24 protein-coding genes are annotated in these 24,669 nt (G+C 35.2%); 15 read left to right on the top strand and 9 right to left on the bottom strand.

Features of this window, described 5'->3' with window-relative positions:
• Positions 1-291 precede the first annotated feature (291 nt).
• The 4 genes from BLS98_RS04390 (at position 292) to BLS98_RS04375 (ending at position 4,684) form a co-directional block, all read left to right on the top strand.
• Complete coding sequence (locus BLS98_RS04390; RefSeq protein WP_089733939.1) at positions 292-3,231, top strand: M16 family metallopeptidase; 2,940 nt, start codon at positions 292-294, stop codon at positions 3,229-3,231.
• A 146-nt stretch (positions 3,232-3,377) separates the two neighbouring features.
• Positions 3,378-4,010: a peroxiredoxin gene (locus tag BLS98_RS04385; protein ID WP_089733937.1), complete on the top strand. Its 633-nt coding sequence runs from the start codon at positions 3,378-3,380 to the stop codon at positions 4,008-4,010.
• Between the two features lie 117 nt (positions 4,011-4,127).
• Positions 4,128-4,436, top strand: a complete 309-nt coding sequence (locus BLS98_RS04380; RefSeq protein ID WP_034698499.1) for a thioredoxin family protein — start codon at positions 4,128-4,130, stop codon at positions 4,434-4,436.
• Positions 4,436-4,684, top strand: a complete 249-nt coding sequence (locus tag BLS98_RS04375; protein ID WP_039365335.1) for a DUF6952 family protein — start codon at positions 4,436-4,438, stop codon at positions 4,682-4,684. Before BLS98_RS04380 ends, BLS98_RS04375 begins: the two co-directional genes overlap by 1 nt.
• A 658-nt stretch (positions 4,685-5,342) precedes the next feature.
• Here BLS98_RS04375 and BLS98_RS04370 read toward each other — a convergent pair.
• Genes BLS98_RS04370 through BLS98_RS04360 form a run of 3 tightly spaced genes read right to left on the bottom strand, consistent with a single transcriptional unit; the run spans position 5,343 to position 7,592 of the window.
• A complete protein-coding gene (locus tag BLS98_RS04370) occupies positions 5,343-6,032 on the bottom strand; it encodes a Bax inhibitor-1/YccA family protein (protein WP_089733936.1) in 690 nt (229 codons plus the stop codon).
• A 29-nt stretch (positions 6,033-6,061) separates the two neighbouring features.
• Positions 6,062-6,508: a peptidylprolyl isomerase gene (locus tag BLS98_RS04365; RefSeq protein ID WP_089733934.1), complete on the bottom strand. Its 447-nt coding sequence runs from the start codon at positions 6,506-6,508 to the stop codon at positions 6,062-6,064.
• 49 nt (positions 6,509-6,557) lie between these two features.
• A complete protein-coding gene (locus BLS98_RS04360; protein WP_089733932.1) occupies positions 6,558-7,592 on the bottom strand; it encodes an acyl-CoA reductase in 1,035 nt (344 codons plus the stop codon).
• A gap of 59 nt (positions 7,593-7,651) precedes the next feature.
• Here BLS98_RS04360 and BLS98_RS04355 point away from each other — a divergent pair, with 59 nt between their 5' ends.
• From BLS98_RS04355 to BLS98_RS04320, 8 genes are all read left to right on the top strand, one after another.
• A complete protein-coding gene (locus tag BLS98_RS04355) occupies positions 7,652-8,002 on the top strand; it encodes a 4Fe-4S binding protein (protein ID WP_089733930.1) in 351 nt (116 codons plus the stop codon).
• Positions 8,003-8,115: 113 nt separating this feature from the next.
• On the top strand, positions 8,116-9,180 hold the full coding sequence (serC, locus tag BLS98_RS04350; protein WP_089733928.1) for a 3-phosphoserine/phosphohydroxythreonine transaminase: 1,065 nt from the start codon (positions 8,116-8,118) through the stop codon (positions 9,178-9,180).
• Between the two features lie 124 nt (positions 9,181-9,304).
• Positions 9,305-10,270, top strand: a complete 966-nt coding sequence (locus tag BLS98_RS04345) for a D-2-hydroxyacid dehydrogenase (RefSeq protein WP_089733926.1) — start codon at positions 9,305-9,307, stop codon at positions 10,268-10,270.
• 2 nt (positions 10,271-10,272) lie between these two features.
• Positions 10,273-11,517: a DUF1015 domain-containing protein gene (locus tag BLS98_RS04340; protein ID WP_089733924.1), complete on the top strand. Its 1,245-nt coding sequence runs from the start codon at positions 10,273-10,275 to the stop codon at positions 11,515-11,517.
• 55 nt (positions 11,518-11,572) lie between these two features.
• On the top strand, positions 11,573-12,979 hold the full coding sequence (locus BLS98_RS04335) for a M28 family peptidase (RefSeq protein WP_089733922.1): 1,407 nt from the start codon (positions 11,573-11,575) through the stop codon (positions 12,977-12,979).
• Between the two features lies 1 nt (position 12,980).
• Positions 12,981-14,342: a M28 family peptidase gene (locus BLS98_RS04330; protein ID WP_089733920.1), complete on the top strand. Its 1,362-nt coding sequence runs from the start codon at positions 12,981-12,983 to the stop codon at positions 14,340-14,342.
• 2 nt (positions 14,343-14,344) lie between these two features.
• Complete coding sequence (locus BLS98_RS04325) at positions 14,345-15,703, top strand: M20/M25/M40 family metallo-hydrolase (protein ID WP_089733918.1); 1,359 nt, start codon at positions 14,345-14,347, stop codon at positions 15,701-15,703.
• A gap of 863 nt (positions 15,704-16,566) precedes the next feature.
• Positions 16,567-16,812 (top strand): hypothetical protein, encoded by a 246-nt coding sequence (locus BLS98_RS04320; protein ID WP_139166077.1) that lies wholly within the window; start codon positions 16,567-16,569, stop codon positions 16,810-16,812.
• A gap of 77 nt (positions 16,813-16,889) precedes the next feature.
• Here the strand turns inward: BLS98_RS04320 and BLS98_RS04315 are convergent, their stop codons facing one another.
• The 5 genes from BLS98_RS04315 to BLS98_RS04295 all read right to left on the bottom strand — a co-directional run bounded on the left by BLS98_RS04315 (position 16,890) and on the right by BLS98_RS04295 (position 21,470).
• Positions 16,890-17,111, bottom strand: a complete 222-nt coding sequence (locus tag BLS98_RS04315) for a hypothetical protein (protein WP_045496073.1) — start codon at positions 17,109-17,111, stop codon at positions 16,890-16,892.
• Between the two features lie 106 nt (positions 17,112-17,217).
• The gene (locus tag BLS98_RS04310) at positions 17,218-18,384 is read right to left on the bottom strand and encodes an aspartyl protease family protein (RefSeq protein WP_089733914.1); all 1,167 of its coding nucleotides are present in this window, start codon (positions 18,382-18,384) and stop codon (positions 17,218-17,220) included.
• A 111-nt stretch (positions 18,385-18,495) separates the two neighbouring features.
• Positions 18,496-19,533: a peptidylprolyl isomerase gene (locus tag BLS98_RS04305; RefSeq protein WP_228425241.1), complete on the bottom strand. Its 1,038-nt coding sequence runs from the start codon at positions 19,531-19,533 to the stop codon at positions 18,496-18,498.
• 81 nt (positions 19,534-19,614) lie between these two features.
• Entirely contained in the window at positions 19,615-20,127 is a 513-nt protein-coding gene (locus BLS98_RS04300) for an FKBP-type peptidyl-prolyl cis-trans isomerase (protein ID WP_089733912.1), read from the bottom strand.
• A gap of 272 nt (positions 20,128-20,399) precedes the next feature.
• Positions 20,400-21,470, bottom strand: coding sequence for a branched-chain amino acid aminotransferase (locus tag BLS98_RS04295; protein ID WP_076552338.1), 1,071 nt, complete (start codon positions 21,468-21,470; stop codon positions 20,400-20,402).
• An 85-nt stretch (positions 21,471-21,555) separates the two neighbouring features.
• On the opposite strand from BLS98_RS04295, the gene mnmD reads away from it, so the two are divergent.
• Together mnmD and BLS98_RS04285 are read left to right on the top strand one after the other, a co-directional pair.
• Positions 21,556-22,230 (top strand): tRNA (5-methylaminomethyl-2-thiouridine)(34)-methyltransferase MnmC2, encoded by a 675-nt coding sequence (mnmD, locus tag BLS98_RS04290; protein ID WP_089733910.1) that lies wholly within the window; start codon positions 21,556-21,558, stop codon positions 22,228-22,230.
• Positions 22,231-22,336: 106 nt separating this feature from the next.
• Positions 22,337-22,753 carry an NUDIX domain-containing protein gene (locus BLS98_RS04285; protein ID WP_089733908.1) on the top strand — a complete coding sequence of 139 codons (417 nt, stop codon included), beginning with the start codon at positions 22,337-22,339 and terminating at the stop codon, positions 22,751-22,753.
• Between the two features lie 25 nt (positions 22,754-22,778).
• Here the strand turns inward: BLS98_RS04285 and BLS98_RS04280 are convergent, their stop codons facing one another.
• Positions 22,779-23,483, bottom strand: a complete 705-nt coding sequence (locus BLS98_RS04280; protein ID WP_089733906.1) for a DUF4294 domain-containing protein — start codon at positions 23,481-23,483, stop codon at positions 22,779-22,781.
• Positions 23,484-23,534: 51 nt separating this feature from the next.
• Here BLS98_RS04280 and chrP point away from each other — a divergent pair, with 51 nt between their 5' ends.
• Positions 23,535-24,608, top strand: a complete 1,074-nt coding sequence (chrP, locus tag BLS98_RS04275) for a chryseobasin maturation metalloprotease ChrP (protein ID WP_089733904.1) — start codon at positions 23,535-23,537, stop codon at positions 24,606-24,608.
• Positions 24,609-24,669: the final 61 nt, after the last annotated feature.

Below are 24,669 nucleotides of genomic sequence, written 5' to 3'. Positions count from 1 at the left end.
TAAACAATTATATACTTTATTTATCAATGTACATTTTTTCGATAGATAAGCATTCATATATTTTTGCGTCAGAAAACTTAATAATTGACACTATTGCTAAAATGATTACTGTTTTATTTAAGGATTAATATCATTGATAAAACTGGAAATAAAAAGCAAAAAGTTTTGGCTTCGAATATTCCTTCTGTCCTAAAGGACCGGCAAAAGCTTGCAAAAAAAGTACAGGGACAGATGGCTAGCAGTACTAAAACCTACCGGAACAATTCAATTAATAATTAAAATACAAACACAATGAACCTATTAAAGAAATTAACAATCGCAACCAGTATTGCTGCTGCAAGTTCCATAAGCCATGCTCACGGACAAGATTTTCAGTGGAAAGAGGCTACTTCCAATGGCTATAAATACAGGTATGTTACCAACGACCCCGCTTCAGCAAGATACTACATCTTAAAAAATGGATTAACAGTTATTTTAAGTCCTACTGACAAAAATCCCAGAATACAAACATATATTACAACAAAAGCAGGAAGTAAAAACGATCCGGCAGACCATACCGGTCTTGCCCACTATCTGGAACATATGCTTTTTAAAGGGACTAACCAGTTTGGTACCAAAGACTGGGTAAAAGAGAAACCTCTTTTAGACCAGATCGATGTTTTATACGAAAATTACAACCAGACCAAAGATAAAGCTAAAAGGAAGGAAATCTACAAAAAAATTGACCGGATTTCCGGAGAAGCTTCTAAATATGCAATCGCCAATGAATATGACAAAATGATGGCAGAAATGGGGGCTGAAGACACCAATGCCTTCACTTCTTATGAACAAACGGTATACACTGAAGATATTCCTGCCAATGTTATTGATAAGTTTCTTGCTGTACAGGCAGAAAGATTCAGAGAACCTATCCTAAGACTTTTTCATACGGAGCTTGAAACCGTGTATGAAGAAAAAAACAGGGTAATTGACAATGATGGAGATAAAGTATTTAACACGATGTTTGCCAGCCTTTTCCCCAATAACAATTATGGAAAACAGACAGTCATCGGAACCATCGAGCATTTGAAAAACCCTTCCCTGAATGCCATCAGAGAGTATTATAACAATTATTATGTTCCCAACAACATGGCGGTCGTTATGTCAGGGGATTTCAATCCGGATGAAGTGATAGCAAAAATAGACAAGGCTTTCTCTTATATGAAACCCAAAGCAATTCCTGAATATAAAGTTGGACAGGAAAGACCAATTACTATACCCATTGTAAAAGAAGTTATAGGACCTGATATGGAAAATGTAATGCTTGGGTTTAGATTTCCGGGAGCTTCCACTAAAGATGCGAGACTAATGTTTTTAATCGGAAAGATACTTGCCAACGGACAGGCAGGATTAATTGACCTCAATTTGACAAACAAACAGAAGCTGTTAGAAGCCAGTGTAACCCCCTTTCTCTTAAAAGATTATTCTGCTTTACTTCTCCAGGGAACCCCAACAGAAGACCAATCTTTAGAGGACGTAAAAAGCCTTCTTCTTCAGGAAATTGATAAATTAAAAAAAGGAGAATTTTCCGAGGATTTACTCCAGGCTATCATAAACAACGAAAAGAAAGCTATTATTGAACAGTATGAAGAATATTCATCAAGAGGAGCTATTCTCAATCAGGAATTTATTATGGGTGTAGATCACAAAGCTAATCTAGAATATATTGATGAATATTCTAAGCTTACAAAAAAAGATATTATGGATTTTGCAGCCAAGTATTTGCAGAATAACAATTATGTATTGGTTTACAAAAAATTAGGCAAAGATAGAAGGACTATGAAAATTAGCAAACCAACAATCACTCCGATTTCTATCAACAAAGAAGACCAGTCTCCATTCATTGAAAAAATTGAACAAATACCTGAAAATCCTATTTCACCGGTTTGGTTAAATTATGATAAGGACATTGCTAAAAATAAATTAGGTAATGTAGATATACTTTCTGTAAAAAATAAGGACAATGCACTCTTCAAAATGTACTATTATTTTGATACAGAAAAGTGGAACAGTAAAATTCTTCCGCTTGCAGCGGAATATCTTGAGTATTTGGGAACCCAAAATAAATCTTCTGAAAGCATCAGTAAAGAATTCTATCAACTGGCCTCAAGCTTCGAAATGAATGTTGGTTCTGATGAAACTTATATCCTGCTTGAAGGTTTGAATGAAAATTTTGATAAGACCATTGCTTTATTTGAGGACCTGATCAAAAACTGTCAGACAGATCCAACAGCCTTTGATGCCTACAAAGCCAGAATGAAGAAAGCAAGAGCTAATGTCAAACAGGACAAAGATCATATTGCAGCCGGACTTCGTAATTATGCTCGATATGGTCCTCAGAACCCGTTCAACAATGTTTTAAGCGATGCTGAGCTGGATGCTTTGAAAGCGGAAGATTTGATTCATCTACTCCATGATCTTTTTAATTTTAAACATAAAATACTTTACTACGGTCCGAAATCAGGAAACGAAATAGCAGCGTCTTTAATCCCCATTCACACGCTTCCCCCTATATTGAAAGATATTCCCAATATTAAAACATTCGTTCAGATCCCGACAGATAAAAATAAAGTATTATTTGCTCATTATGATATGGTACAGGCTGAAGTTTTCTGGGTAAGAAACGGAGAACAATACAACGCAACAATTACTCCTACCATAAGTTTATTCAACAACTACTTCGGAGAAGGTCTGGGATCTATAGTTTCCCAGACGATCAGAGAATCCAAGGCATTAGCTTATGAAACAGGTTCTTCTTTTCAGCAGCCAGACAATAAAGAAGATAAAGATATGATTATGGCTTACGTAGGTACTCAGGCAGATAAGTTCAACGAGTCTACAGCTGCCATGAATGAGCTTTTAATGACTCTACCGAAATCTGAGCAGTTATTTGAAGCTACAAAAAGCGGATTGAAAAAATCAATCGCTTCTGAAAGAATTTCTCAGGATGGTATTATTTTCTCCTATCTGAAAGCCCAAAGGCTTGGAAACAATTTCGACATAAGAAAGAACGTCTACGAACAGGCCCCAAAACTGTCTTTTGCAGACATCAATGCCTTCCATGATAAAGAAATGAAAAACAAGAACTACACATATTGTATTGTGGCAGCACAAGACAAAGTAAATGAAGCCGATATGCAGAAATTAGGTGAGGTAAAAAAACTCAATCTGACCGAAATATTTGGTTATTAAAATAAGCAAAAGCTCTGGTTTCAGGGCTTTTTCTTTTAACAACAGATCAAAAACAATTATAGATTTTATTTATCGAAAATCATTTGTTCGATAGATAAAACTTCTCTATATTTGCATTAGAAATTTAAATATAAAAACAGAAAATTATGTCTTTAGTAGGAAAAAAATTCCCGAATTTAACAATCGACGCAATGTCTGAAATGGGTGACGATTTAAGAATCAACATCCTTGAAGAAGCAACTAACAACCAACAAAAAGTTCTTTTGTTCTGGTACCCTAAAGATTTCACTTTCGTATGCCCTACTGAGCTTCATGCTTTCCAGGAGGCTTTAGGTGAATTCGAAAAAAGAAACACTAAAGTAATCGGTGCTTCTTGTGATACCAACGAAGTACACTTCGCTTGGTTAAACACACCAAAAGATAACGGAGGTATTGAAGGTGTAACTTACCCACTTTTAGCGGATACTCACAGACAATTAGCTAACACTTTAGGTATTGTAGATCAGGATTTCGAATACAATGAAGAAGGAGAAGAAGTTTTCACAGGTTCTAACGTAACTTACAGAGCAACTTACCTTATCGACGAAACTGGAAAAATCTTCCACGAAGCGGTAAACGATATGCCTCTAGGTAGAAACGTAAAAGAATTCTTAAGATTAATTGACGCTTACACTCACGTTCAAAAACACGGTGAAGTATGTCCTGCAAACTGGGAAGAAGGTAAAGATGCAATGAAAGCAGACAGAACTTCTACAGCAGAATATTTAGCAAAAAATTAATATTTTAATATAACAATGTAACAATCTAACAGTATAACAATTTTAAAAGTTTTTTTGAATTGTTAGATTGGTAAATTTTTAGATTGTTACATTGTTTATTTTTTTAAAAATAAACTTATGTACACAGAATTAACCGAAGATACATTACAAAATATAGTAAACGACAACGAAAAAGTAGTTGTTCAATATGGTGCAACATGGTGCGGAAACTGCAGAATCATGAAGCCAAAATTCAAAAAATTAGCATCTGAGAACGATTCTATTCCTTTCTTATATGTAGATGCTGAAAAACTTCCTGAAAGCAGAAAACTAGCAAAAGTAGACAACTTACCTACATTCGCTATCTTTAAAAACGGTGAATTGGTAAACCAGGTTCAATCTAACCAGGCTGAAAGTTTAATTAACCTTTTTAACGAATTAGCATAATGAAATTACCAGTAATCAGACAATTCTTTCAGAATCAAACTCCTGAAAACCTAGAAAAAACATTAGAAGTTCTTGAAAGCTTCTGCGAGTTCAGAGGAACAAGTGAAGAGGATTTAAATGTTGCAGGCGAGCTTATTACCAACATTTGCGGAGCTTTGGAAGTTCACGCTAACGTACAGAACGGAATGAGCGAAAAAGATGCTCTAAACTCTTTTGCACAAAAGGTTTTAGGATCTATTGATAAGTAGTTTTTATCATTTAATATTCTACAAAAACACGAAAGAAAAGAACTGAGGTTTTCCTCAACATTATACTTCCCTCTTCTTTAGCTTATTCTCTACTTTTTAACTGAAACAAAACTTCAGGGACTACCAAGTCTCACTGAAACGATACTCAGCATTGAATGGTTAAAGAATATCCAATAAAATCCCGGTGAAATATCATCTGGATTTTTTGGGCTCAAACTTGATTAAACACTAATTACACAAATATTTTCGCACAAGTACTAACTGTAACAATAGTGTTATCTGTGTCTAAAGCACTTTTTACAATCTCATTATCATTCCACTTCGTTACTTTCAGAAATCGAAGATTATCTCCTTTTAGTCGATGAATATTATTTCGACGTAGTCAATTAAATTCTACAATAAATTGATATATACAGATCTTTTTAAACGCTAATTCCACCAATGTTCTTTTGCTCTAATAGCAAAATTTTTAACTTATCCTTGTCAAGGTTTGGAACCTTGACAAGGATAATAGAATTGCACGTTTAACGTAAACAAAAATTTAATCTGCTCCATCCGCATAATCTGCGAGAGAAATAAAAACAATCCACATCTCAGAAATAAAAAATCCTGATGAAAGAATCACCAGGACTATTATTTAAAGCTAACTATATTTTAATTAACTTCTTCTGCTCATCAGAATATTCAGAATATACCAGAATAAAAGCATAATAGAAGCAAAAAGCTGTAATGCAGCACCAACATACTGATTGGTAGCATAAGAATCTTTCAGCTTACTAGTCTGATATAAAATGGTTGCAGAAGCAAGAATTACCATTCCTACAGAGAACCATAACCCAAGGTTAAACCCAAAAGCCATTCCGCCAATGATTAATCCAATAGAGATAAACCCTCCGATAATGATGATATTTCTTAAAAAAGAAAAATCTCTTTTGGAAGTAAAAGCAACGGCAGAAATACCTGCAAACATAGCAACCGTTAAAGTAGCTGCCTGGAAAATAATATTACCACCACCGGCAACATTAGTTGCGATATAAAGCAATGGTAAGAAGATAACCGCTTCCAGTACAATATAAAACCCTAAACCAAGATACTGAGTAGATTGACTTTGTGAAAGTGACCATTTAGAAGCCAAAATAGAAGCCAGCCAGAAAACCCCGATGATTAACAACCAGGTAAATTTCCCCTGAAACATCATTGCAATAAGCTCTACAGGTACAGTTTTCAACAAAACAGTCTCCACTCCAATAAACGCAAGAATCGATAATGCAACATGCAAATACGTCTTCTTGTAAAAATTCGCTTTCTCCACATCTGTAGAATGAGCGACTAAAACATCTGTCATCATAGTTAATATTTTTTTTGATTAATCGAAATTTATTTATCCTTTTTAGCAGGCAACACCCCAAGGAGCTTTCCATCATCATCAAATACAGCACTTATCACTTCTTTTGATGAGGAATCTCCGGCATATTTGTATTTAATATTAGGATGACTGGAGCCGTCCATCGTTACATAATACCCTACTTTTAAAATTTCAAACTTTTTATTGACATCAATACCATCCTTTACTTTTTTAAGGACATCTTCTGTGACAATTTCTTTTACCTTATCAGACAGCACTTCGTTCACAGCTTTATAATCAGAAGACTGCAAAGCTTTGATAAATGTCTGAAAATTATCATCATAAAGAGTAACTTTATCCTTACTTATAGTAGCCGGTTGCTCTTTCTTTTGGTTATTCTCAACCTTCAGTCCTGTAACTTTCTGGGCAAACATCAACTGTGTGCCCACAATAGCCAGACCTAAAAATATTTTTTTCATAATTATTCGTTTTATTATTTGGTGAAATAGGTCATGGAAGATACGAAAATCAGACCAGTTCCAAAAATTTCATCGTATCCACATTATCTGCATAAGTGTCAAGACCCGGATTTTGTGCTTCACCAAAGGAAATTGAATTTAATACCAACCCTTCTTTAGCAACAACACATTGAATGTTTTCTTCATTTTCAGCAATAAAGTTTGTAACATCATCCAATGATTCATATCGGCTAAAATTAATCACAGAAAGCGGACTGAATAGCTTATCATCTTCTTTTAGCATCACGAAATTATTATCCCAGAATTTATCCTGATTCAAAAGATAAACCGCTCTGTTATAATCATAATTATTCGCATATTTATTATGATTGATAATATCCTGGAATCCTAAGAAGCTTTCAAATAACCTGTCGATCACAAAATCCTGAGGAATGAAAATTCTCGTTACATTTCTGCAACCCAAACCGAAGTATTGGAAAATATCATTGGCCAACAATTGAAGTTCTGCCTCAGTTTCATCACCTTTTAAAACAGCAACAGAAGTTCTGTTTTTACGGATAATACTTAAATGGTTTTTAAAATAATACTCAAGATATCTTGCCGTATTATTACTTCCGGTAGCAATAACTGCATCAAAATTTGCTAATTTTTCTACAAATTCAAACTGAACCTGATCGTTAGAAAACTCTTTCCATTTTTTTAATAAAAACGGAATCAGATATCTATCTTTAGAAGACAACTTCAATAAAGGGATATGATTACTTAACACAACGGAAATTACGTCGTGAAACCCTACCAAAGGAATATTTCCTGCTAAAATTAATCCTACTCTCTTTGAAATTTTAGAGATTGAATAATTTTTAAGCCAGTTTTTAATATTTTCTTCAGTAAGAAGATCAGCCCATTGTTGTAAAGCAAATTTCTGATTATCAATGGTAAACCACGGATTTTCTATTTCAGATTTCCTTAACAATAATTCAATATTTACATCATCTTCATTGTGATCCTCCGTTTTCTTCGCTAAAAACGCTTTTATATAATCACTTAATTTAATAAGTCCTAAAACTTGATTTTCGGTATTCATAATTACTTTAAAATTGGGGAATATTTTGTAATTTTGTGCAAATTTAAAAAAAATTAGCGATGGCTATTAAAATAACTGATGAATGCATTAATTGTGGCGCTTGTGAACCGGAATGTCCAAACAATGCAATATATGAAGGAGCTGTAGATTGGAAGGCTTCTGATGGAACTTCCCTTCAAGGGACTATTACAATGCCTTCAGGACTTACTGTGGATGCTGATTCAGCACAAGAACCTGTAAGTGATGATGTTTATTTCATTGTAACCGATAAATGTACAGAATGTAAAGGTTTCCATGAAGAACCACAATGTGCTGCAGTATGTCCGGTAGACTGCTGCGTACCAGATGAGGATCATGTAGAATCTGAAGAGGCTCTGCTTAACAAAAAAGCATTCCTACACGGCGAATAAAAAAAATTCCGTCTCATCATGTGTGAGGCGGCTTTTTTTAATCAAAAATCTAATAAAACCCGAAAAATTAAACTAAAGGATTTCAATTCTTTACGCAACCAAAAAATAAAAATATGAACAAAAAGCACAACTTCAGCGCAGGGCCATGTATCTTACCACAAGAGGTATTTGAAAAATCAGCACAGGCAATCTTAGACTTTAACGGTATTGGATTATCTCTTCTTGAAATTTCGCACAGAAGTAAAGACTTCGTTGCAGTAATGGACGAAGCACGTGCAATTGTAAAAAGGCTGATGAACCTTGGTGATGATTATGAGGTACTTTATTTAGGAAGCGGAGCAAGCATGCAGTTTGCTATGGTACCTTATAACCTGATGAAAGTAGGCGGAAAAGCAGCTTATCTGGATACAGGAACATGGGCAGCAGGAGCCATCAAAGAAGCAAAAAAATTAGGAACAGTAGATGTAGTAGGTTCTTCAAAAGAAGAAAACTATTCTTTTATTCCTAAAAATTATACAGTAGGTTCAGAATATGATTATTTCCACTGCACCTCTAACAATACTATTTATGGAACTCAGATGAAATCTTTCCCTGAAGTGGACACACTGATGGTATGTGATATGAGTTCTGATATTTTCTCAAGACAACTGGATTTTTCGAAATTTGACTTAATCTATGCCGGAGCTCAGAAAAACATGGGACCTGCAGGAGTTACTTTAGTGGTCATCAAAAAAGAAATCCTTGGAAAAACAGGAAGAGAAAACATGCTGTCTATGCTTGATTATTCTCAGCACATTTCCAAAGAGTCTATGTACAATACTCCACCGGTATTCCCCATCTATGCATCTTTATTGACGCTACAGTACCTTGAAAACAATGGAGGAATTGCTGCTGCAGAACAAAGAAACGAAGCGAAAGCTAAGCTTCTGTATGACGAAATTGACAATAACCCATTATTTGAAACGTTCTGTGTAAAAGAAGACCGCTCATTAATGAATGTTTCTTTCAAATTAACAGACGAAAGCAAAAAAGAAGAATTTGATAATGCATGGAAAGCTGCAGGCATCAGTGGATTAAACGGACACAGAAGCCTTGGTGGATACAGAGCCAGTTTATACAATGCCCTACCTATTGAAAGTGTACAGGTATTGGTGGATGTAATGAAATCTATCAAATAATTTAAGCATAAAAAAATTCAAAGATTGAAAGATTTAAAAGCAGTTAATTTAAATTTATTAATTTGCGCTCCAGTTTTAAAATTTTGAAATATTTAAATCTTTCAATCTTTAAATCCAATAACACATGAAAGTTTTAGCAAACGATGGAATCTCAAAAGCAGGAGAACGAGCTTTAAAAGAAGCCGGAATTGAAATTCTGGACAATAGAGTGGCTCAGGATCACGTTATTAATTTTATCAACGATAATAAAGTGGACGTTCTTCTTGTAAGAAGTGCAACAAAAGTAAGGCAGGACCTGATTGATGCATGCCCGGGACTTAAAATCATAGGCCGTGGCGGCATTGGAATGGACAATATTGATGTTGAGTATGCAAAAAGTAAGGGGATTAAAATCATCAATACTCCTACAGCATCTTCAAAATCTGTTGCAGAATTGGTTTTCGGACACTTCATTGCATTAGCCAGATTCCTTCACGAATCAAACAGACTGATGCCTTTGGAGGGGGAAACCCACTTCAATGCCATGAAAAAGTCATTCAGCAATGCTTATGAACTTTCAGGAAAAACGTTAGGAGTAATTGGCTTCGGAAGCATTGGCCAGGAAGTCGTTAAAATAGGAATCGCTTTAGGAATGAAGATTCAGGTTCTCACAAGAAGTCCAAAAACAGAAGTTCTTACGCTGAATTTCTTCGATGGGCAATCGGTGAACTTTGAAATCACTTCTACCAATGATATGGATGCATTCCTTAAAGAATCAGACTTTATCAGCATCAATACTCCGAAAACAAATGAATACATTATAGACACTCCTCAATTTGAAAAAATGAAAGACGGAGTTTATATTGTAAATACTGCAAGAGGCGGTGTGATAAATGAAGTAACGCTGATTGATTTTATTGATTCAGGAAAAGTAGCGGGAGCTGCCTTGGACGTTTTTGAAAGCGAACCCAATCCGGAACTTCCATTACTAATGAATCCAGCTCTATCTCTTTCTCCGCATGTAGGCGGAAATACGGTAGATGCGCAAGAGAAAATCGGTATCGAGCTTGCAGAACAAATTATTAAGCTACAAAAAGAAACTATAAGATAAATATGCCTGTTTTTAAACCTTTCCGTGGAATCAGACCTCACAGAGATTTTGAGGATACCTTCCCTACCCATCCACTGGATAATTTTACCCAGGAAGAAATTGCAGAAAAAGCACAAGTTGAAAATACTTACATCAACATGATAAAACCATATGTTGTAAGTAAATCTAAGGATGTAGACCGAAATCTGAGAAAGATCCGCTCCACATTTGAAGAACTTCTGGACGAAAAGAAACTTGTTCAGGACAATTCTGCCTATTATCTTTACGAACAAATATATCCAAATAAGCAAATTTTCAGAGGACTTTTGGGTCTTGCCAGTATTGAAGATTTCTGGAACGGAAAAATCAAAAGGCACGAAAGTACTATTCCTCAGAAAAAAGAAAAACTAGCTCATTACCTTGAAAAAGTAAATCTTCAGGCTGAACCGGTATTACTTACCTATCCTGCCAACTCAAAAATTGAGTTGCTGATGAACCATGAGGAAAAGAATGTTCCGATCTTCAATCACGTAGATACCATCGGAATAAGACATAAAATCTGGAGAATAGACAACCGTTTAAAGCTTCAGCAGTTTAAAGAAGTAATCGATCAGATCGATTCATTCTATATTGCAGACGGACACCATAGAATTGGCTCTACTGCATTGAACGCGAAAAAACATAAGGATAAAAACAAAAGACATAACGGTACAGAGCAGTATAACTTTGTATACAGCTTTATCGTTTCCAACCAGTCGATCAAGATTCACGATTACAACAGAATTTTGCGTGATCTGAATGGTCTTTCCACTGAACAATTCTTAAAAGAGCTTGAACACTATTTCTTAATTCACGAAAAAGGCGAAACACCATATTTCCCTTCTCAGAAATTCCACATTTCAATGTATCTGGGTGGTAAGTTCTACTCTCTTCACGTAAAACATGATCTTCGTTCCAAAGAAATGTCTTTAGATAATCTGGATCACCATTTATTGGACAAATATATCTTCAAGGGTATTTTAAAAATAGAAGATCCGGATAGCTCAGAGCAGATCTCTTACACAAAGGGCACATCTAATATCAACGGAATAAATATCTTAAAAGAAAAAGTAGACAACGGAGAAGGAATTGCTGGCTTCGGAATTTATCCTGTAAGTTTTAATGATATGATTAAAATTTCAGACTTAAAACTAAGTATGCCTCCCAAATGTACATTTATTGAGCCAAAATTAATTACGGCACTGGTAATGTACGACATGAAACCTTAATAAATTCCCATTTTTTTCCTACTTTTATGGTTGGAAAAAGAAAGGTAAATAAAAAATGAAAAAAATATTCATTATACTTCCACTCTTTTTGAGTGGATTTTTATTTTCTCAAAAAAAAGTCCAGAAAAAACCTGCCGGCAGAACAGCAATTCCTCTAAAATTAAATTATCACGATGAATTCAAAAAGATTTCAGACGAGATCATGACCAATGGCAGGGCTTATGAAAATCTTGGAGAACTTACGAAAGGAATCGGACCACGTTTCAGTGCCACTCCCGGGTATACTAAAGCAGTAGAATGGGCAGAAAAAAAGTTCAAGGAAATTGGCATCAATATGATCTGGAGACAGGAAGCCAAAGCTCCCATTTGGATCAGAGGGAAAGAGTCTTTACATATAAAAGCAGAAAATGGAGATTGGAAAAACATCAGAATGCTTTCTTTTGGAAACTCTGAAGGTACAGGCGGAAAAGATCTGACAGGTGAAATTGTTTTAATTAATTCCACATCAGAGCTGAATGCAATGTCTATAGGACAACTAAAAGACAAAATAGTTTTTGTGAATGTCCCGATGGATCCGAAAATCATTAATACAAGTGATTCCTATTTACAAACGGCCAAATCAAAACTAATATCAGCTTCCGTCATTGCTAAAACAGGCGCAAAAGCTTTAATCATAAGATCATTAACAACGGCTAATGACGATACCCCGCACGCCAAAATGATTTACTATGAACCGGATGATAAAGTGAAAATTCCAGCCTTATCAATCGGGGTAAGATCAGCAGATGAATTAGAAAAAACGCTGAAAAAGCAAAAAATAACAGCTAAAATCAATATGACTGCTGAATCAAAAGCCAGCACTACAAACCCTAATATCATTGCTGAAATCCAGGGTAAAAAAGATTCTAAAGTGATTGTTTTAGGTGCTCAGCTTGATTCCTGGGACGTTGGTGAAGGTGCTATTGATGATGGAACAGGAGTCGCTCAATGTATCGAAGTTTTAAGAACATTGAAAGCACTTGGCTATGAAAATAACCACACCATTCGGGTAGTTCTGTACGCCAACAGCGAAAACGGAGGACAAGGCCGTGAAATGTATGCTGCTTATGTGAAGAAGCGAGAAGAAAAACACATATTTGCCTTAGGAACAGATGCGGGAGGTTATTCTCCGCGAGGATTTTCTTTGGATATGTCACCTCAGAGAAGAAGGCTGGTTTCTCCATGGAAAGAATATTTTCTTCCTTATGGCGTTTATGATTTCGACCAAACAGATGCTATTCAGGACATTTCTCCTTTAAAAAAGCTGGATATTCCTTTAGCAGAACTTGTGGTAGATACCCAAAGATATTTCGACTATCACCATTCCGAACAGGATACTTTCGATAAAGTAAATAAAAGAGAACTTCTTCTAGGAGCGGTTGCCATAACACAAATGATTTTTATGGTTGATAAAAACTGGTAATATGAAAAAGACAATCACCATCTCAATATTAACTTTAGGAACAGCCTTCATATCAGCGCAGACTAAAGAAGATTCTATACAATTCAATAAAATTTCCACCGAAATTTTAAATAACGGAAAAGGATATGAAGAACTTCGGGAACTCACTAAAAAAATCGGTCACCGACTAAGTGGTTCAGAAGCATATGAAAAATCTGTACAATGGGCTGCACAAAAACTTCGTGATGCCGGAGCAGACAAAGTATGGCTTCAGGAAGTGATGATTCCGGTTTGGGAAAGAGGGAAAGAATCCTTACACATTAAAACATCCAACGGAAACTGGAAAAATATTAAAATGCTCTCCCTGCGAAATTCTGAAGGAACAAAAGGAAAAGATGTTTCGGGAGAAATCATTATGGTGAAATCTCTTGAAGAATATGACAAGCTTCCTGCTGAAAAAGTAAAAGATAAAATTATTTTCTTTAATTACCCTTTCAATCAGGGACATGTGCAGACTTTTATTTCCTATCGGGAAGCAGGTGCCTACAGACGAACTGCAGCTTCATTAACCGCTAAAAAAGGCGGAAAATTTGCTATCATCAGATCTCTGTCCTCGGCATTGGATGATGTTCCCCATACAGGAAATATGCGATATGAAGAAAATATCACCAAAATACCAGCAATTACCATCGGAAATACGAGCGCAGATGAACTGGAAGCTTTATTGAAAAATCAGAAAGTCACTGCAAAACTTAATTCCAATTGTGGAATGAAAGGGGAAAAGCTCTCCCAATCCGTTATTGGAGAAATTACAGGCAAGAAAGACAAAAATGTAATTGTAGTGGGCGGGCATCTTGACTCTTGGGATGTAGGCGAAGGTGCACATGATGATGGTTCAGGAATCGTTCAGAGTATTGAAGTATTAAGAACATTCAAAAAATTAGGACTCCAAAACAACCATACCATCAGAGCAGTCTGTTTCGCCAATGAAGAAAACGGAACCAAGGGTGGAAAACAATACGGAAAAACAGCAAAAGACAACAATGAACAACATCTTTTTGCCATAGAATCTGATGCCGGAGGTTTTTCTCCCCGTGGAATCTCCCTGGAAATGGATGACGTGAAAAGAAACCAGATCAAAAGCTGGGTTAATTTATTTCTGCCTTATGGTGTTTATAACTTTGAAGGAAAATACTCAGGTTCGGATATTGCGCCATTGCATGAAATGGGTGTTCCAACAGCAGAACTCGTTCCGGAACCACAACGCTATTTTGACATTCACCACACTGCAGAAGATACTTTTGAAAAAGTCAACCGAAGAGAATTACTTCTAGGCTCCACGGTGATGACACAACTTATTTATATGATTGATAAAAATTGGTAACCATGAAAAAGATATTAGGAACCTCATTATTATGCTTGGGAATGGCTGTTTTTGGCCAAACCAAAGAAGATTCAATACAATTCAGCAAGATCTCCCTTGAAGTTTTAAATAACGGAAAAGGATACAGCGATCTTCGTGAACTTACTAAAAATATAGGCCATCGTTTAAGTGGTTCTGAAGCGTATGAAAAATCCGTACAATGGGCTGCACAAAAGCTTCGTGATGCCGGAGCAGACAAAGTTTGGCTTCAGGATGTAATGATCCCGGTTTGGGTAAGAGGAAAAGAATCCCTTCACATCAAAACTTCCAACGGAAGCTGGAAAAGTCTTAAAATGCTTTCCCTTGGAAATTCCGAAGGAACAGCTGGAAAAGATGTTTCAGGAGAAATCATCATGGTAAAATCTATGGATGAATACAATAAACTTTCTCCGGAACAGGTAAAAGATAAGATCCTGTTCTTCAACTATGCTTTCAAGCAATCATTCATAGAGACTTTTAAAGGGTATGGTGACGCTGCGAAGTATAGAACAACTGCTGCATCACTAACCGCTAAAAAAGGCGGTAAATTTGCCATTATCCGCTCTCTTTCTTCAGCCTTTGATGATGTTCCTCACACAGGAGCAATGCGTTATGAAGAAAACATTTCTAAAATCCCTGCTGTTGCCATCGGAAGTACCACTGCTGATGAACTGGAAACTTTATTAAAGAATCAAAAAATCACGGCAAAACTTAATTCTAACTGTGGAATGAAAGGCGAGAAACTCTCCCACTCCGTGATTGGTGAAATTACAGGTAAAAAAGACCAGAGCGTAATTGTGGTAGGCGGACACCTTGATTCCTGGGATGTAGGAGAAGGTGCTCATGATGACGGTGCCGGAATCGTTCAAAGCATTGAAGTTTTGAGAACATTCAAAAAATTAGGAATACAGAATAATCACACCATCAGAGTCGTTTGTTTCGCCAATGAAGAAAATGGGGTAAAGGGTGGTATTCAATATGGTAAAACAGTAAAAGAAACCAATGAAAAGCACCTTTTTGCAATAGAATCAGATGCCGGAGGTTTTGCACCTAGAGGTATCGCTTTGGATATGGATGATGCTAAAAGGAAGCAAATTCAAAGCTGGTCAAAATTATTCCTGCCTTATGGAGTATATAACTTTGAAGAAAAATTCTCAGGAACAGATCTTTATCCACTTCATGACATGGGAGTTCCTGCTGCTGAGCTAATGCCGGATTCTCAGCGTTATTTTGACATTCACCACACAGAAGAAGACACTTTTGAAAAAGTTAACAGAAGAGAACTTTTATTGGGTTCTGTAGCCATGGCCCATATTATTTATATGATTGATAAGAATTGGTAGTGAAATACGAAGTTTGATATAAAATAACCCATTAAGTCTTATAAGATTTGATGGGTTTTATTTTTTAACACAAATACCACGAATGATTTCACAAATGGCACTATGTGATGGTATTAAAATTAATTAAAAAATTTCCTTAATTAAAAGCCTCTAGCAGTCTCTTTGTCATTCCGTAGGAATCTAAATAAGCTACTGAATATTGTTAGTTGACATTCTTACAGAAATCAAAATCTGCTTAATCTGAATAATCTGCGAGAGATTACTTCTAAAAAACACATAAAAATCTCCAGCCTTTCTTGAAAAAATTAGTTGTTATCAATTTTAAGAATTTTACAATCTAAATTAATTTTTCTTTGTTTAAGGAAATAAGAAACACAAACAACTGAAAAACAACAAAATAAAACAACTTATTTCCATCTGTTAATCGTAGAATTATCACTTTGGCATGAAATTGGCATTTCCTTTTATGAGAAAAAATTAAAAAAGCACTAAGGATGAGAAAAAAGGTTTTCTGTGGATTTTCAGTTTTCCACTGATTCAAAGTTCATATCTCGTATATGAATCCTTTTTTTTCTACGATGCCGTAAAAGATACGGGAATGTGATTAACTAGCCCTCCGGTTGATTTTTCACAGCAGATTTATGCCCCGTATCTAACTGGTATCATCAAATAAACCGCGAATCATTTATTGATTCAAAAATGATTATTTATCCCGGACTTCAGAGCCCGGTATCATAGTATTGAATAAACGGCAAAGTTATCATGAACCTTAGCCCAGTAAAGAAGTATGCTTTCTTTATACCATGATAATTATACCTGCTTTATTCTCAATTAATTAATGTATAACCCTTAAAATGTTAGTAATGATGAGAGCCTTTTTTGAAATGATTTTTAAGAGAAATGAAGATGCTGCAAAAATGCATATCTGGAGCCTGTTATTGGTCCTGAGTTTTGCTGCTTTTTCTGTACTGGTATACAGTTCAAAACCAAGTTTTAACAGCTTAATCGTATATCTTACCGCCTTTGCCGCTTATATCGGCTTTGGTCTTGTATTCATCAGTTCCCTTGCAGGAACAGGGATGAAGAAAGGATCCGGTAGAAACATATAACTTTTATTTCACTCTTTTACTGAAAAACCGCCCTTTTGGGGGCGGTTTTTTTATAGCTTGTTCTATAATTTCATAAGTTATTCTTTAAAAATATCTTTCATCATTTTCTCAAGGAATTGAGTAGTCTCCTCCTCTACCATTTTTTCAGATTTTGCTACTAGCTCTGCATGAAAAGGCTGACAACAGGCTTTAATTCCAAATCCGTCATCTGTTTTTACAAATTCCGGATGTAAGTTATGTTCTTTACAAACTTCAGCCTCTATTTCCTGTTTTATTAAATCGTAATTCAGATCAAACATATTTTCTAATTTTTATTTCATTGGTTGGAGATAAAGATAAGAATAATTATTTGCTCATAAATCCGTATTTCCACGATATTTTTATACTCATGACAATAGATGTAATCTAATCTTTCAGATATATTCTTTTTTTCAGGTTCACATTCATAACCTCCCCTTTTCTTTTTATTCTCATGTTAATGACATCTGCATCCTTTTCTACTCTATTTAAGAAATAATGACATGCAGTCTCATGATCAAGATTGTCAAGGTCTATATTATTAATACTGAGAATTGAATCTCCTACTTTTAAAGGAAAATTTTCTTCCTGGAAAACATACACAACTGCTGGTTTGTTATCTATAAAGCGATACCCAAAACCGAAAGACTCCAATTCACTGGAAGAATTTCTAATTTGTTTTAAATAAATTTTATGACTCACCCAGTCCAAAACAAACACAAAATTTTTGAGGAAGCTATTTCCAAGCAGATTTGAGCTTCCCGTCATAACCAATTCATTGGTGAAGCTTTTATTCCCCAAAAGCACATCTGAAGCCTTGAAAATATATCCGGATTTAGAATTTCCAGCTCCAAACGCACCTACACTGTTATTTCCAAACACTTCTACTTTCTCTGATATTTTTTTTGGATTATAATTTCCATCGGAAATTTTCAAGTTTCTCGAAAATCCGGTATCAAAAGTAAAGTCTATTTTCTTATCAATTATTTTAGCTTCAACAATTGGAGTTTTCTGATCTTTTGTATTGAATGGAATCACGAAATCAAATCCTTTGAGATCAAACCTGGAAAGATCCTGAGTGGCTTCCAATGTATTTTCAGCATAGTTTATTTTCCAGAAAAGTTTAGCCATCTGATTAGCTCCCAGAATCCCATCAACTTTTAAACATCCAAACTCTGCCGCTTTAAGATCCATCACCACAACCCCTATATTCTTAAAAGACACCTGATCCACAATCATTTCAGGCAATACTGTAAAAATCTGATCCTGTTTATTCTTCTGCGAGTCCTTTACCATGCTTTTATATTTCTTTTCAAGCCCTAATTCAGTATAGATTGCCGTAGAAATAACGGTAGGAGCGCCAGTATCAAATAGAAAATTATATTGCTTTCCGTTGATATTTACTTTTACAAAAGGTAAATCTGCAGCATATTGTAAGTTAAGTTTTTCAACTGTTGATTTTAATTGAACTTCTCCGCTTTCAAAAAACTTTTTTCCTTGTGCAACAAGACTAAAACTGGAAAAAATGAAAATAGTATAAAGGATCTTTTTCATGAAGTAGTTTTTTACTAAAGTAGGTATTTTTAGAATTCAGGCAAAATCACTATAAATTAGAAACAAAAAAGCCGCCCTTTACAGGGCGGCTTTCATATCTTAAAGATTCAATTATTTTACTTTTACAAGCTCAACATCGAAAACTAACCAAGAGTTTGGTGGAATCACTCCTCCTGCTCCTCTTTCTCCGTAACCCATTGCTGGCGGAATTAATAAAGTAGCAGTTTCTCCTTCTTTCAATAACAGGATTCCTTCATCCCATCCTTTGATTACTCTACCCATTCCGATTGGAATATCAATGGGCTCGTTTCTTTTGAATGAAGAATCGAATTCAGTTCCGTCTACTAACTTCCCTGCATAGTGTACAGAAACGTTATCACCTGCTTTTGGAGCTTTTCCGTCAGCAGTTTTAGTGATTTTATAGTAAAGACCTGATTCAGTTTTTTGCATTCCAGCTTTTAAGTTTTCAACTAATTTTTCCTGGTTTGCTTTGAATTCTTCTTCTTTTTTCTTCTTTTCAGCTTCTTCTTTAGCAATGAAAGCCTTATTGTTTTCTGCAATTTTAGCTTTTCCTTCGTTGAAAGTTTTAGCTGCATCGTAGTTTTTGTACTCGTCACCTTTACCGAAAATAGAAACTTTCTCTAAAACGATATCTGTCTTAGGTTTATCCTGAGCTCCTTTTTCAACATTAGCGATAGTATCAATAACATCATTACCTTTTACAACTTTTCCGAAGATGGTGTGTCTTCCGTCTAACCAAGGAGTAGCTACTTCAGTAATGAAAAACTGAGAACCGTTTGTATTTGGTCCAGAGTTCGCCATAGAAAGAATACCTTTTCCTGTGTGCTTAAGGTCGTTTCTTTCATCCTCGAATTTATATCCAGGATCTCCCATTCCTGTTCCCTGAGGATCACCTCCCTGGATCATGAAATCTTTGATTACTCTGTGGAAAATAGTTCCGTCATAGTAAGGAACTCCCTTAGCCTTAGCTTTGTTATCGATTTTTCCTTCTGCAAGACCGATAAAGTTGGCTACAGTTACTGGTGCTTTCTTGTCCTCAAATTTTACAATAAGGTTACCTTTTGTAGTTTGAAGATTGGCATAAAGTCCGTCATTAAGACCTTCGTAAGTTTCTTTGTCTACGTTCATTTTTTTATAAATTGGGGTACAACTCATCAGCGAAACACTTGCCGCTGCCAGAATTATATTCTTGTTAAACAATTTCATGTATTATAAAGCTTTTAATTTTATGATTAATGGTATATCGTTGTCTATTTTCTTTTCGTCTCCAAAAGTTCCATAAGCCAAAGTAGACGGCACCAAAAGCGTCACTTCCTCTCCATCATGTATAAAACGCAAAGCATTTTCCACCGCTTTCAGTTCATCAAAATGCCCAAACTTGGCATCTCTTCTTTCAAAAGGCTGATCATAGATCTTAGTCTGGTCAAAATCATACAATTCATAAGAATAAGAAATCAGCGTATTATCTGCTCTTCTTTCTCTACGGTCAAAACCATCTGCTGTAACCCAGTAATTAAGCTGCGTTGGATAAAACTTTACGCTTTGTCCATTAATCCAATCCTGAATCTGACCTCTTTCGATGGTATTCAGGTTTTTCATTCTGTTTTTAGAAACATCCAGGTCTTTCTGGCTTAAAACACCACCTACAGGTGGATGTGCCGTCTGGGCATTTCTGTTGCAGCTCAACAGACTTATAGCTGATATGAAGAGTAATTTTTTCATAAACTTTTGCGAAAATACACATTTCATGAATCAATTACAAAACTTGATGGAGAAATGTAGCAATGTATTATTCGGCAATATAACAATAATGTGTAAAATAATATTTAAACCATCAAGACAGATTTAAGTTTTTAAGAAAATTAAGATAGCTTCGCCTTAAAATAGCCTTAATTATTATATTGACTTCTTAGCTTTCCGATGAGGAAAAAATTGGTTTAAAAGAAAAAAGCCAGGAAAATTCCCGGCTTTTTCTATAGGTATTTAAAATACTATTAAACTGTTTCAAGTGCATGATCTACAACTACTCTCCATCCGAATGGATCTTCGGAAAGGTTATTTTGAAGATCTACTAAATCTTTCTTAAGGATCGCAGCAAAGCTTTCTTCGTCTGATAATCTTGGAAGTGACAATTTCTCACCTTCATATCCTAAAGCCTGGAACTGAGTGGTTACAACAGCTGTACCTACTCCCCATACTTCTTTAAGTTCTCCGTTTTTCAAAGCTTCAATAACTGTTTTTACAGCAATTGGTTCAACTTTTACTTCAATTCCTCTTTTCTTAGCCAACTGAAGGAAGCTGTCTCTTGTAACTCCATCAAGAATTTTCTCAGAGGTTGGTGGTGTATAAATTGTATCGTTAATTCTTACAAATACGTTCATAGTACCACTCTCTTCGAAATACTCGTGAGTTGCATCATCAGTCCAAATAATTTGCTCATATCCTTCTTCAATAGCTAATTGAGTTGGGTAGAAAGAAGCTGCATAGTTACCAGCCGCTTTAGCAGAACCTACTCCACCGTTTGCTGCTCTTGAATAATGGTCAGAGATTTTTACAGATACAGGCTCTGAATAATAGCTCTTTGCTGGTGTTGCTACAATAGCGAACATATATTTTTCAGAAACTCTAGCTTTCAAAGCTTCTTCTGTTGCAAAAATCAATGGTCTGATATATAAAGACATTCCTTCTCCCTGAGGGATCCAATCTCTATCAATATCTACTAATGCTTTTAATCCGTCTAAAAACATTTCCTCAGTCACCTCAGGCATTGCAAGACGCTTCGCTGACTTGTTGATACGTTCAAAATTCTTTTCTGGCCTGAAAAGGAAAACCTGCCCATCTTTGTCTTTATAGGCTTTCATACCTTCAAAACAAGCTTGTCCATAGTTTACTCCCATCATGGCAGGTGTAAATGGTATTGGACCGTAAGGAACTAATTTTACATCACCCCATTTTCCGTTTTCATACTCACATATAATCATATGATCTATGAAAGTACCACCAAATGAAAAATTGTTAGGGTCAAATGTAGAAATTCTGGAGTTTTCAGTTTTTTGAATTATCATTTTTTAAAATTTTTACGATGTTCTACAAATTTAACATAATTTTCTAAATATAAAAATTTTAGAGTAAATTTGACAAAAAATTAGCTTGAAAAGAGAGATTAAGACCACAAACGACGGAAGTAAAACATTGTTTATCAATGATTTAAATGAAAACTATCATTCGCATCACGGTGCTCTTCAGGAAGCAGAACACGTGTTTATCAAAAACGGACTAAACCTAGTCAATGATTGCGAAATTAATATTTTAGAACTAGGTTTTGGAACAGGTTTGAATGTTTTAGTAACAATTAATGAATATTTAAAAACTGACAAAAATCATGTCATCAATTATTTTTCGCTTGAAAAATACCCCATAAATGAATCCGAAGTTAAGGATTTAGCTTACTTTGAACATTTTGATAACCCTGAGTTCAAAAATATTTATCAGAAAATTCATCTGGCAGATTGGGAAAAGCCAGTTGAAATCATTAGTGGATTCAACCTTAAAAAGATAGAATGTGACTTTTTTGATTTAAAGAACATCAATCTGCCTGAAATCAACCTGGTTTATTTCGACTGTTTCGGAGCAAGAGTACAGCCGGACCTCTGGGAAAAACCATTATTTGAACTGGTAGCTGACAAAATGGCCATTAACGGACTATTAACAACCTACTCTTCTAAAGGAAGTGTGAGACGAATCCTTCAGGAACTCAACTTTCAGGTCGAGAAAAAACAGGGACCTCCGGGGAAGAGAGAAATGATTAATGCAATTAAACTATAATAGGGTAAAAAGCAACCAAACAAATTTGTTTTTTTCGGTCTTGTATCCTTATATGCCTCATAAAAATTCATTATCTTAGCTATACAAAATATTATACATTATATATATGATAGACAAGATCAACATTAGAGTGTATGGCTGTGCAGTAAAAGACAAGAAAGTACTCACATTATTTGAGGAATATGCCGGCGAACCTTTAATGAAATTTCCAGGTGGTGGATTGGAGTATGGTGAAGGAACATTGGAATGCCTGCATCGTGAATTTGATGAAGAACTGAATGTAAAAGTGGATATCGTAGAGCACTTCTACACACAGGAAAACTTTCTGGTTTCCCGTTTCAAAGAAAATGAACAACTTCTTACTATATATTATATCGTAAATATTGTTGATGAGAAAGAGTTCCTTATTCTGGATCCTTGTATTGAAAAAACAGAATGGATTGATATTGACAGACCGGATAATCCTTTCCCACTTCCTATAGACAAAATTGTATTCGATAAATTAAAAGAAAAATTCCTGTAAGTGCACTTACAGGAATTTTATTTTATTATTTCTTTACTTTAAAATCACTTGCTCCCGGATAAGGTTTCAAATACCCTGAATTCCAATTAGACTGTAATAGTGATTCCACGAATTCATCTGTTCTGTTTTTATGAGGATCATACCGTTCTTTCAAATCAATATCAGCCATCTTCCCTTTTAAATTCCACCAGAAGGCACTAAATCCGCCTCTTAGCTCTTTAATAATCTCATAAACGTTTTTACCGGTTGCTCTGTTCATCAGTTTTGCAAAAACCTGTCCTTCGGTAGTGGTAAGATCTCTTAACTGCTTTTCATATTGATCGGCAAGCATATTCTGTCTTTCTCTTACAAATTTCCTCTTGGCTTTATTATCCAGATCATTCATGTCTACCTGAATATCTCTGTACTGTTGCAAAGCAGTTACAAATAATGGATATACTCTGTAGAGTTTCTTATTTAAGAAATAGTAGTAATTTTTATCCAATTGATTATTAAACCTAGGTTTATTAACCAGAACCAATTCGTCCATTACTACCACAGGCTCTCCATTCACTTCGTAGATCTTAACTTTCTGTTGCTCGTCGTAATAATATTTATTACCAAATTCATCTACTTTCAAAGATTCAGCGGGGTATTGATTCAATGGTTTAGCTACCACAGTATCATTCTGTCCAAAAACGCTGACTCCAAAAAAGAACATAAAAAGACAGATAATCTTACTAAAATTCATTATTTTTACACTTATAAGAACAAAAATTAAACGCAAAAATCATTCCTTTTTATGAAATTTGAAAAGAAATCTTTAAAATTTTTAGAGAAATATTTAAACACTTCATCTCCAACCGGATACGAACACAAAGGACAAGAGGTTTGGATGGACTACATCAGACCTTATGTAGACAAGATTGAAGTGGATCATTACGGAACATGCTATGGGATCATCAACCCTGAAGCAGAATTTAAAGTAGTGATTGAAGCGCATGCGGATGAAATCTCGTGGTATGTAAACTATATTACGGATGATGGATTGATTTATGTAATCAGAAATGGAGGTTCAGACCAGACTATTGCTCCATCTAAAGTAGTACATATTCACGGAGAAAAAGGAATTGTAAAAGGTGTATTCGGGTGGCCGGCTATCCATACAAGATCCAATCAAAATGAACCTACTCCAAAAATCGAAAATATCTTCATCGACTGTGGAGCTACTACCAAACAAGAAGTAGAAGACATGGGAATCTTTGTTGGATGTATGATTACCTATCCTGATGAGTTCTTCGAAATGAATGACAGATACTTTGTATGCAGAGCTCTTGACAACAGAATCGGAGGTTTTATGATTGCTGAAGTAGCAAGACTTTTAAAGGAAAATAAAAAATCTATTCCGTTTGGTCTTTACATTACCAATTCTGTACAGGAAGAAGTAGGTTTATACGGAGCAGATATGATTGCCGATACCATCAAACCCAATATTGCAATTGTAACTGATGTAACCCATGATACCACTACTCCAATGATCGAAAAGAAAAAAGAAGGAGACCAAAAATGTGGTGCAGGACCAGTAGTATTCTTTGCTCCAAGCGTTCATCATACCATCAGAGAACTGATTATTGACACTGCAAAAACCAAAAAGATTCCTTATCAAAGAGCAGCAGCAAGCAGAGCTACAGGAACAGATACGGATGCTTTCGCTCACTCTAACGGTGGTGTACCAAGTGCTTTAATTTCCTTACCTTTGCGTTATATGCATACAACGGTAGAAATGGTATCTAAAGAAGACGTAGGAAATGTTATTAAACTAATCTACGAAACGGTTCTGAAGATTAAACCGGAAATGAAGCTGAAGTATCATTAATAGAAGAAAGAACAAAGATTGGAGAGAAAAGACTTAAAGTCACAAATGATTTCACATCAAA

The sequence above is a fragment of the Chryseobacterium jejuense genome (genome assembly GCF_900100075.1).
GTDB lineage: Bacteria > Bacteroidota > Bacteroidia > Flavobacteriales > Weeksellaceae > Chryseobacterium > Chryseobacterium jejuense.
Note: the sequence above shows the minus strand (reverse complement) of the source record. Positions and strands in the feature narration are given on the sequence as shown.

Coding starts and splice junctions, on each gene's coding strand:
- BLS98_RS04375 (WP_039365335.1), top strand. CDS start 4,436: ATGAAATTACCAGTAATCAGACAATTCTTTCAGAATCAAACTCCTGAA.
- BLS98_RS04380 (WP_034698499.1), top strand. CDS start 4,128: ATGTACACAGAATTAACCGAAGATACATTACAAAATATAGTAAACGAC.
- BLS98_RS04335 (WP_089733922.1), top strand. CDS start 11,573: ATGAAAAAAATATTCATTATACTTCCACTCTTTTTGAGTGGATTTTTA.
- BLS98_RS04330 (WP_089733920.1), top strand. CDS start 12,981: ATGAAAAAGACAATCACCATCTCAATATTAACTTTAGGAACAGCCTTC.
- BLS98_RS04360 (WP_089733932.1), bottom strand. CDS start 7,592: ATGAATACCGAAAATCAAGTTTTAGGACTTATTAAATTAAGTGATTAT.
- chrP (WP_089733904.1), top strand. CDS start 23,535: ATGAAATTTGAAAAGAAATCTTTAAAATTTTTAGAGAAATATTTAAAC.
- BLS98_RS04310 (WP_089733914.1), bottom strand. CDS start 18,384: ATGAAAAAGATCCTTTATACTATTTTCATTTTTTCCAGTTTTAGTCTT.
- BLS98_RS04325 (WP_089733918.1), top strand. CDS start 14,345: ATGAAAAAGATATTAGGAACCTCATTATTATGCTTGGGAATGGCTGTT.
- BLS98_RS04385 (WP_089733937.1), top strand. CDS start 3,378: ATGTCTTTAGTAGGAAAAAAATTCCCGAATTTAACAATCGACGCAATG.
- BLS98_RS04280 (WP_089733906.1), bottom strand. CDS start 23,483: ATGAATTTTAGTAAGATTATCTGTCTTTTTATGTTCTTTTTTGGAGTC.
- BLS98_RS04300 (WP_089733912.1), bottom strand. CDS start 20,127: ATGAAAAAATTACTCTTCATATCAGCTATAAGTCTGTTGAGCTGCAAC.
- serC (WP_089733928.1), top strand. CDS start 8,116: ATGAACAAAAAGCACAACTTCAGCGCAGGGCCATGTATCTTACCACAA.
- BLS98_RS04285 (WP_089733908.1), top strand. CDS start 22,337: ATGATAGACAAGATCAACATTAGAGTGTATGGCTGTGCAGTAAAAGAC.
- BLS98_RS04295 (WP_076552338.1), bottom strand. CDS start 21,470: ATGATAATTCAAAAAACTGAAAACTCCAGAATTTCTACATTTGACCCT.
- BLS98_RS04320 (WP_139166077.1), top strand. CDS start 16,567: ATGATGAGAGCCTTTTTTGAAATGATTTTTAAGAGAAATGAAGATGCT.
- BLS98_RS04345 (WP_089733926.1), top strand. CDS start 9,305: ATGAAAGTTTTAGCAAACGATGGAATCTCAAAAGCAGGAGAACGAGCT.
- BLS98_RS04340 (WP_089733924.1), top strand. CDS start 10,273: ATGCCTGTTTTTAAACCTTTCCGTGGAATCAGACCTCACAGAGATTTT.
- BLS98_RS04390 (WP_089733939.1), top strand. CDS start 292: ATGAACCTATTAAAGAAATTAACAATCGCAACCAGTATTGCTGCTGCA.
- BLS98_RS04370 (WP_089733936.1), bottom strand. CDS start 6,032: ATGATGACAGATGTTTTAGTCGCTCATTCTACAGATGTGGAGAAAGCG.
- BLS98_RS04355 (WP_089733930.1), top strand. CDS start 7,652: ATGGCTATTAAAATAACTGATGAATGCATTAATTGTGGCGCTTGTGAA.
- BLS98_RS04365 (WP_089733934.1), bottom strand. CDS start 6,508: ATGAAAAAAATATTTTTAGGTCTGGCTATTGTGGGCACACAGTTGATG.
- BLS98_RS04305 (WP_228425241.1), bottom strand. CDS start 19,533: ATGAACGTAGACAAAGAAACTTACGAAGGTCTTAATGACGGACTTTAT.
- BLS98_RS04315 (WP_045496073.1), bottom strand. CDS start 17,111: ATGTTTGATCTGAATTACGATTTAATAAAACAGGAAATAGAGGCTGAA.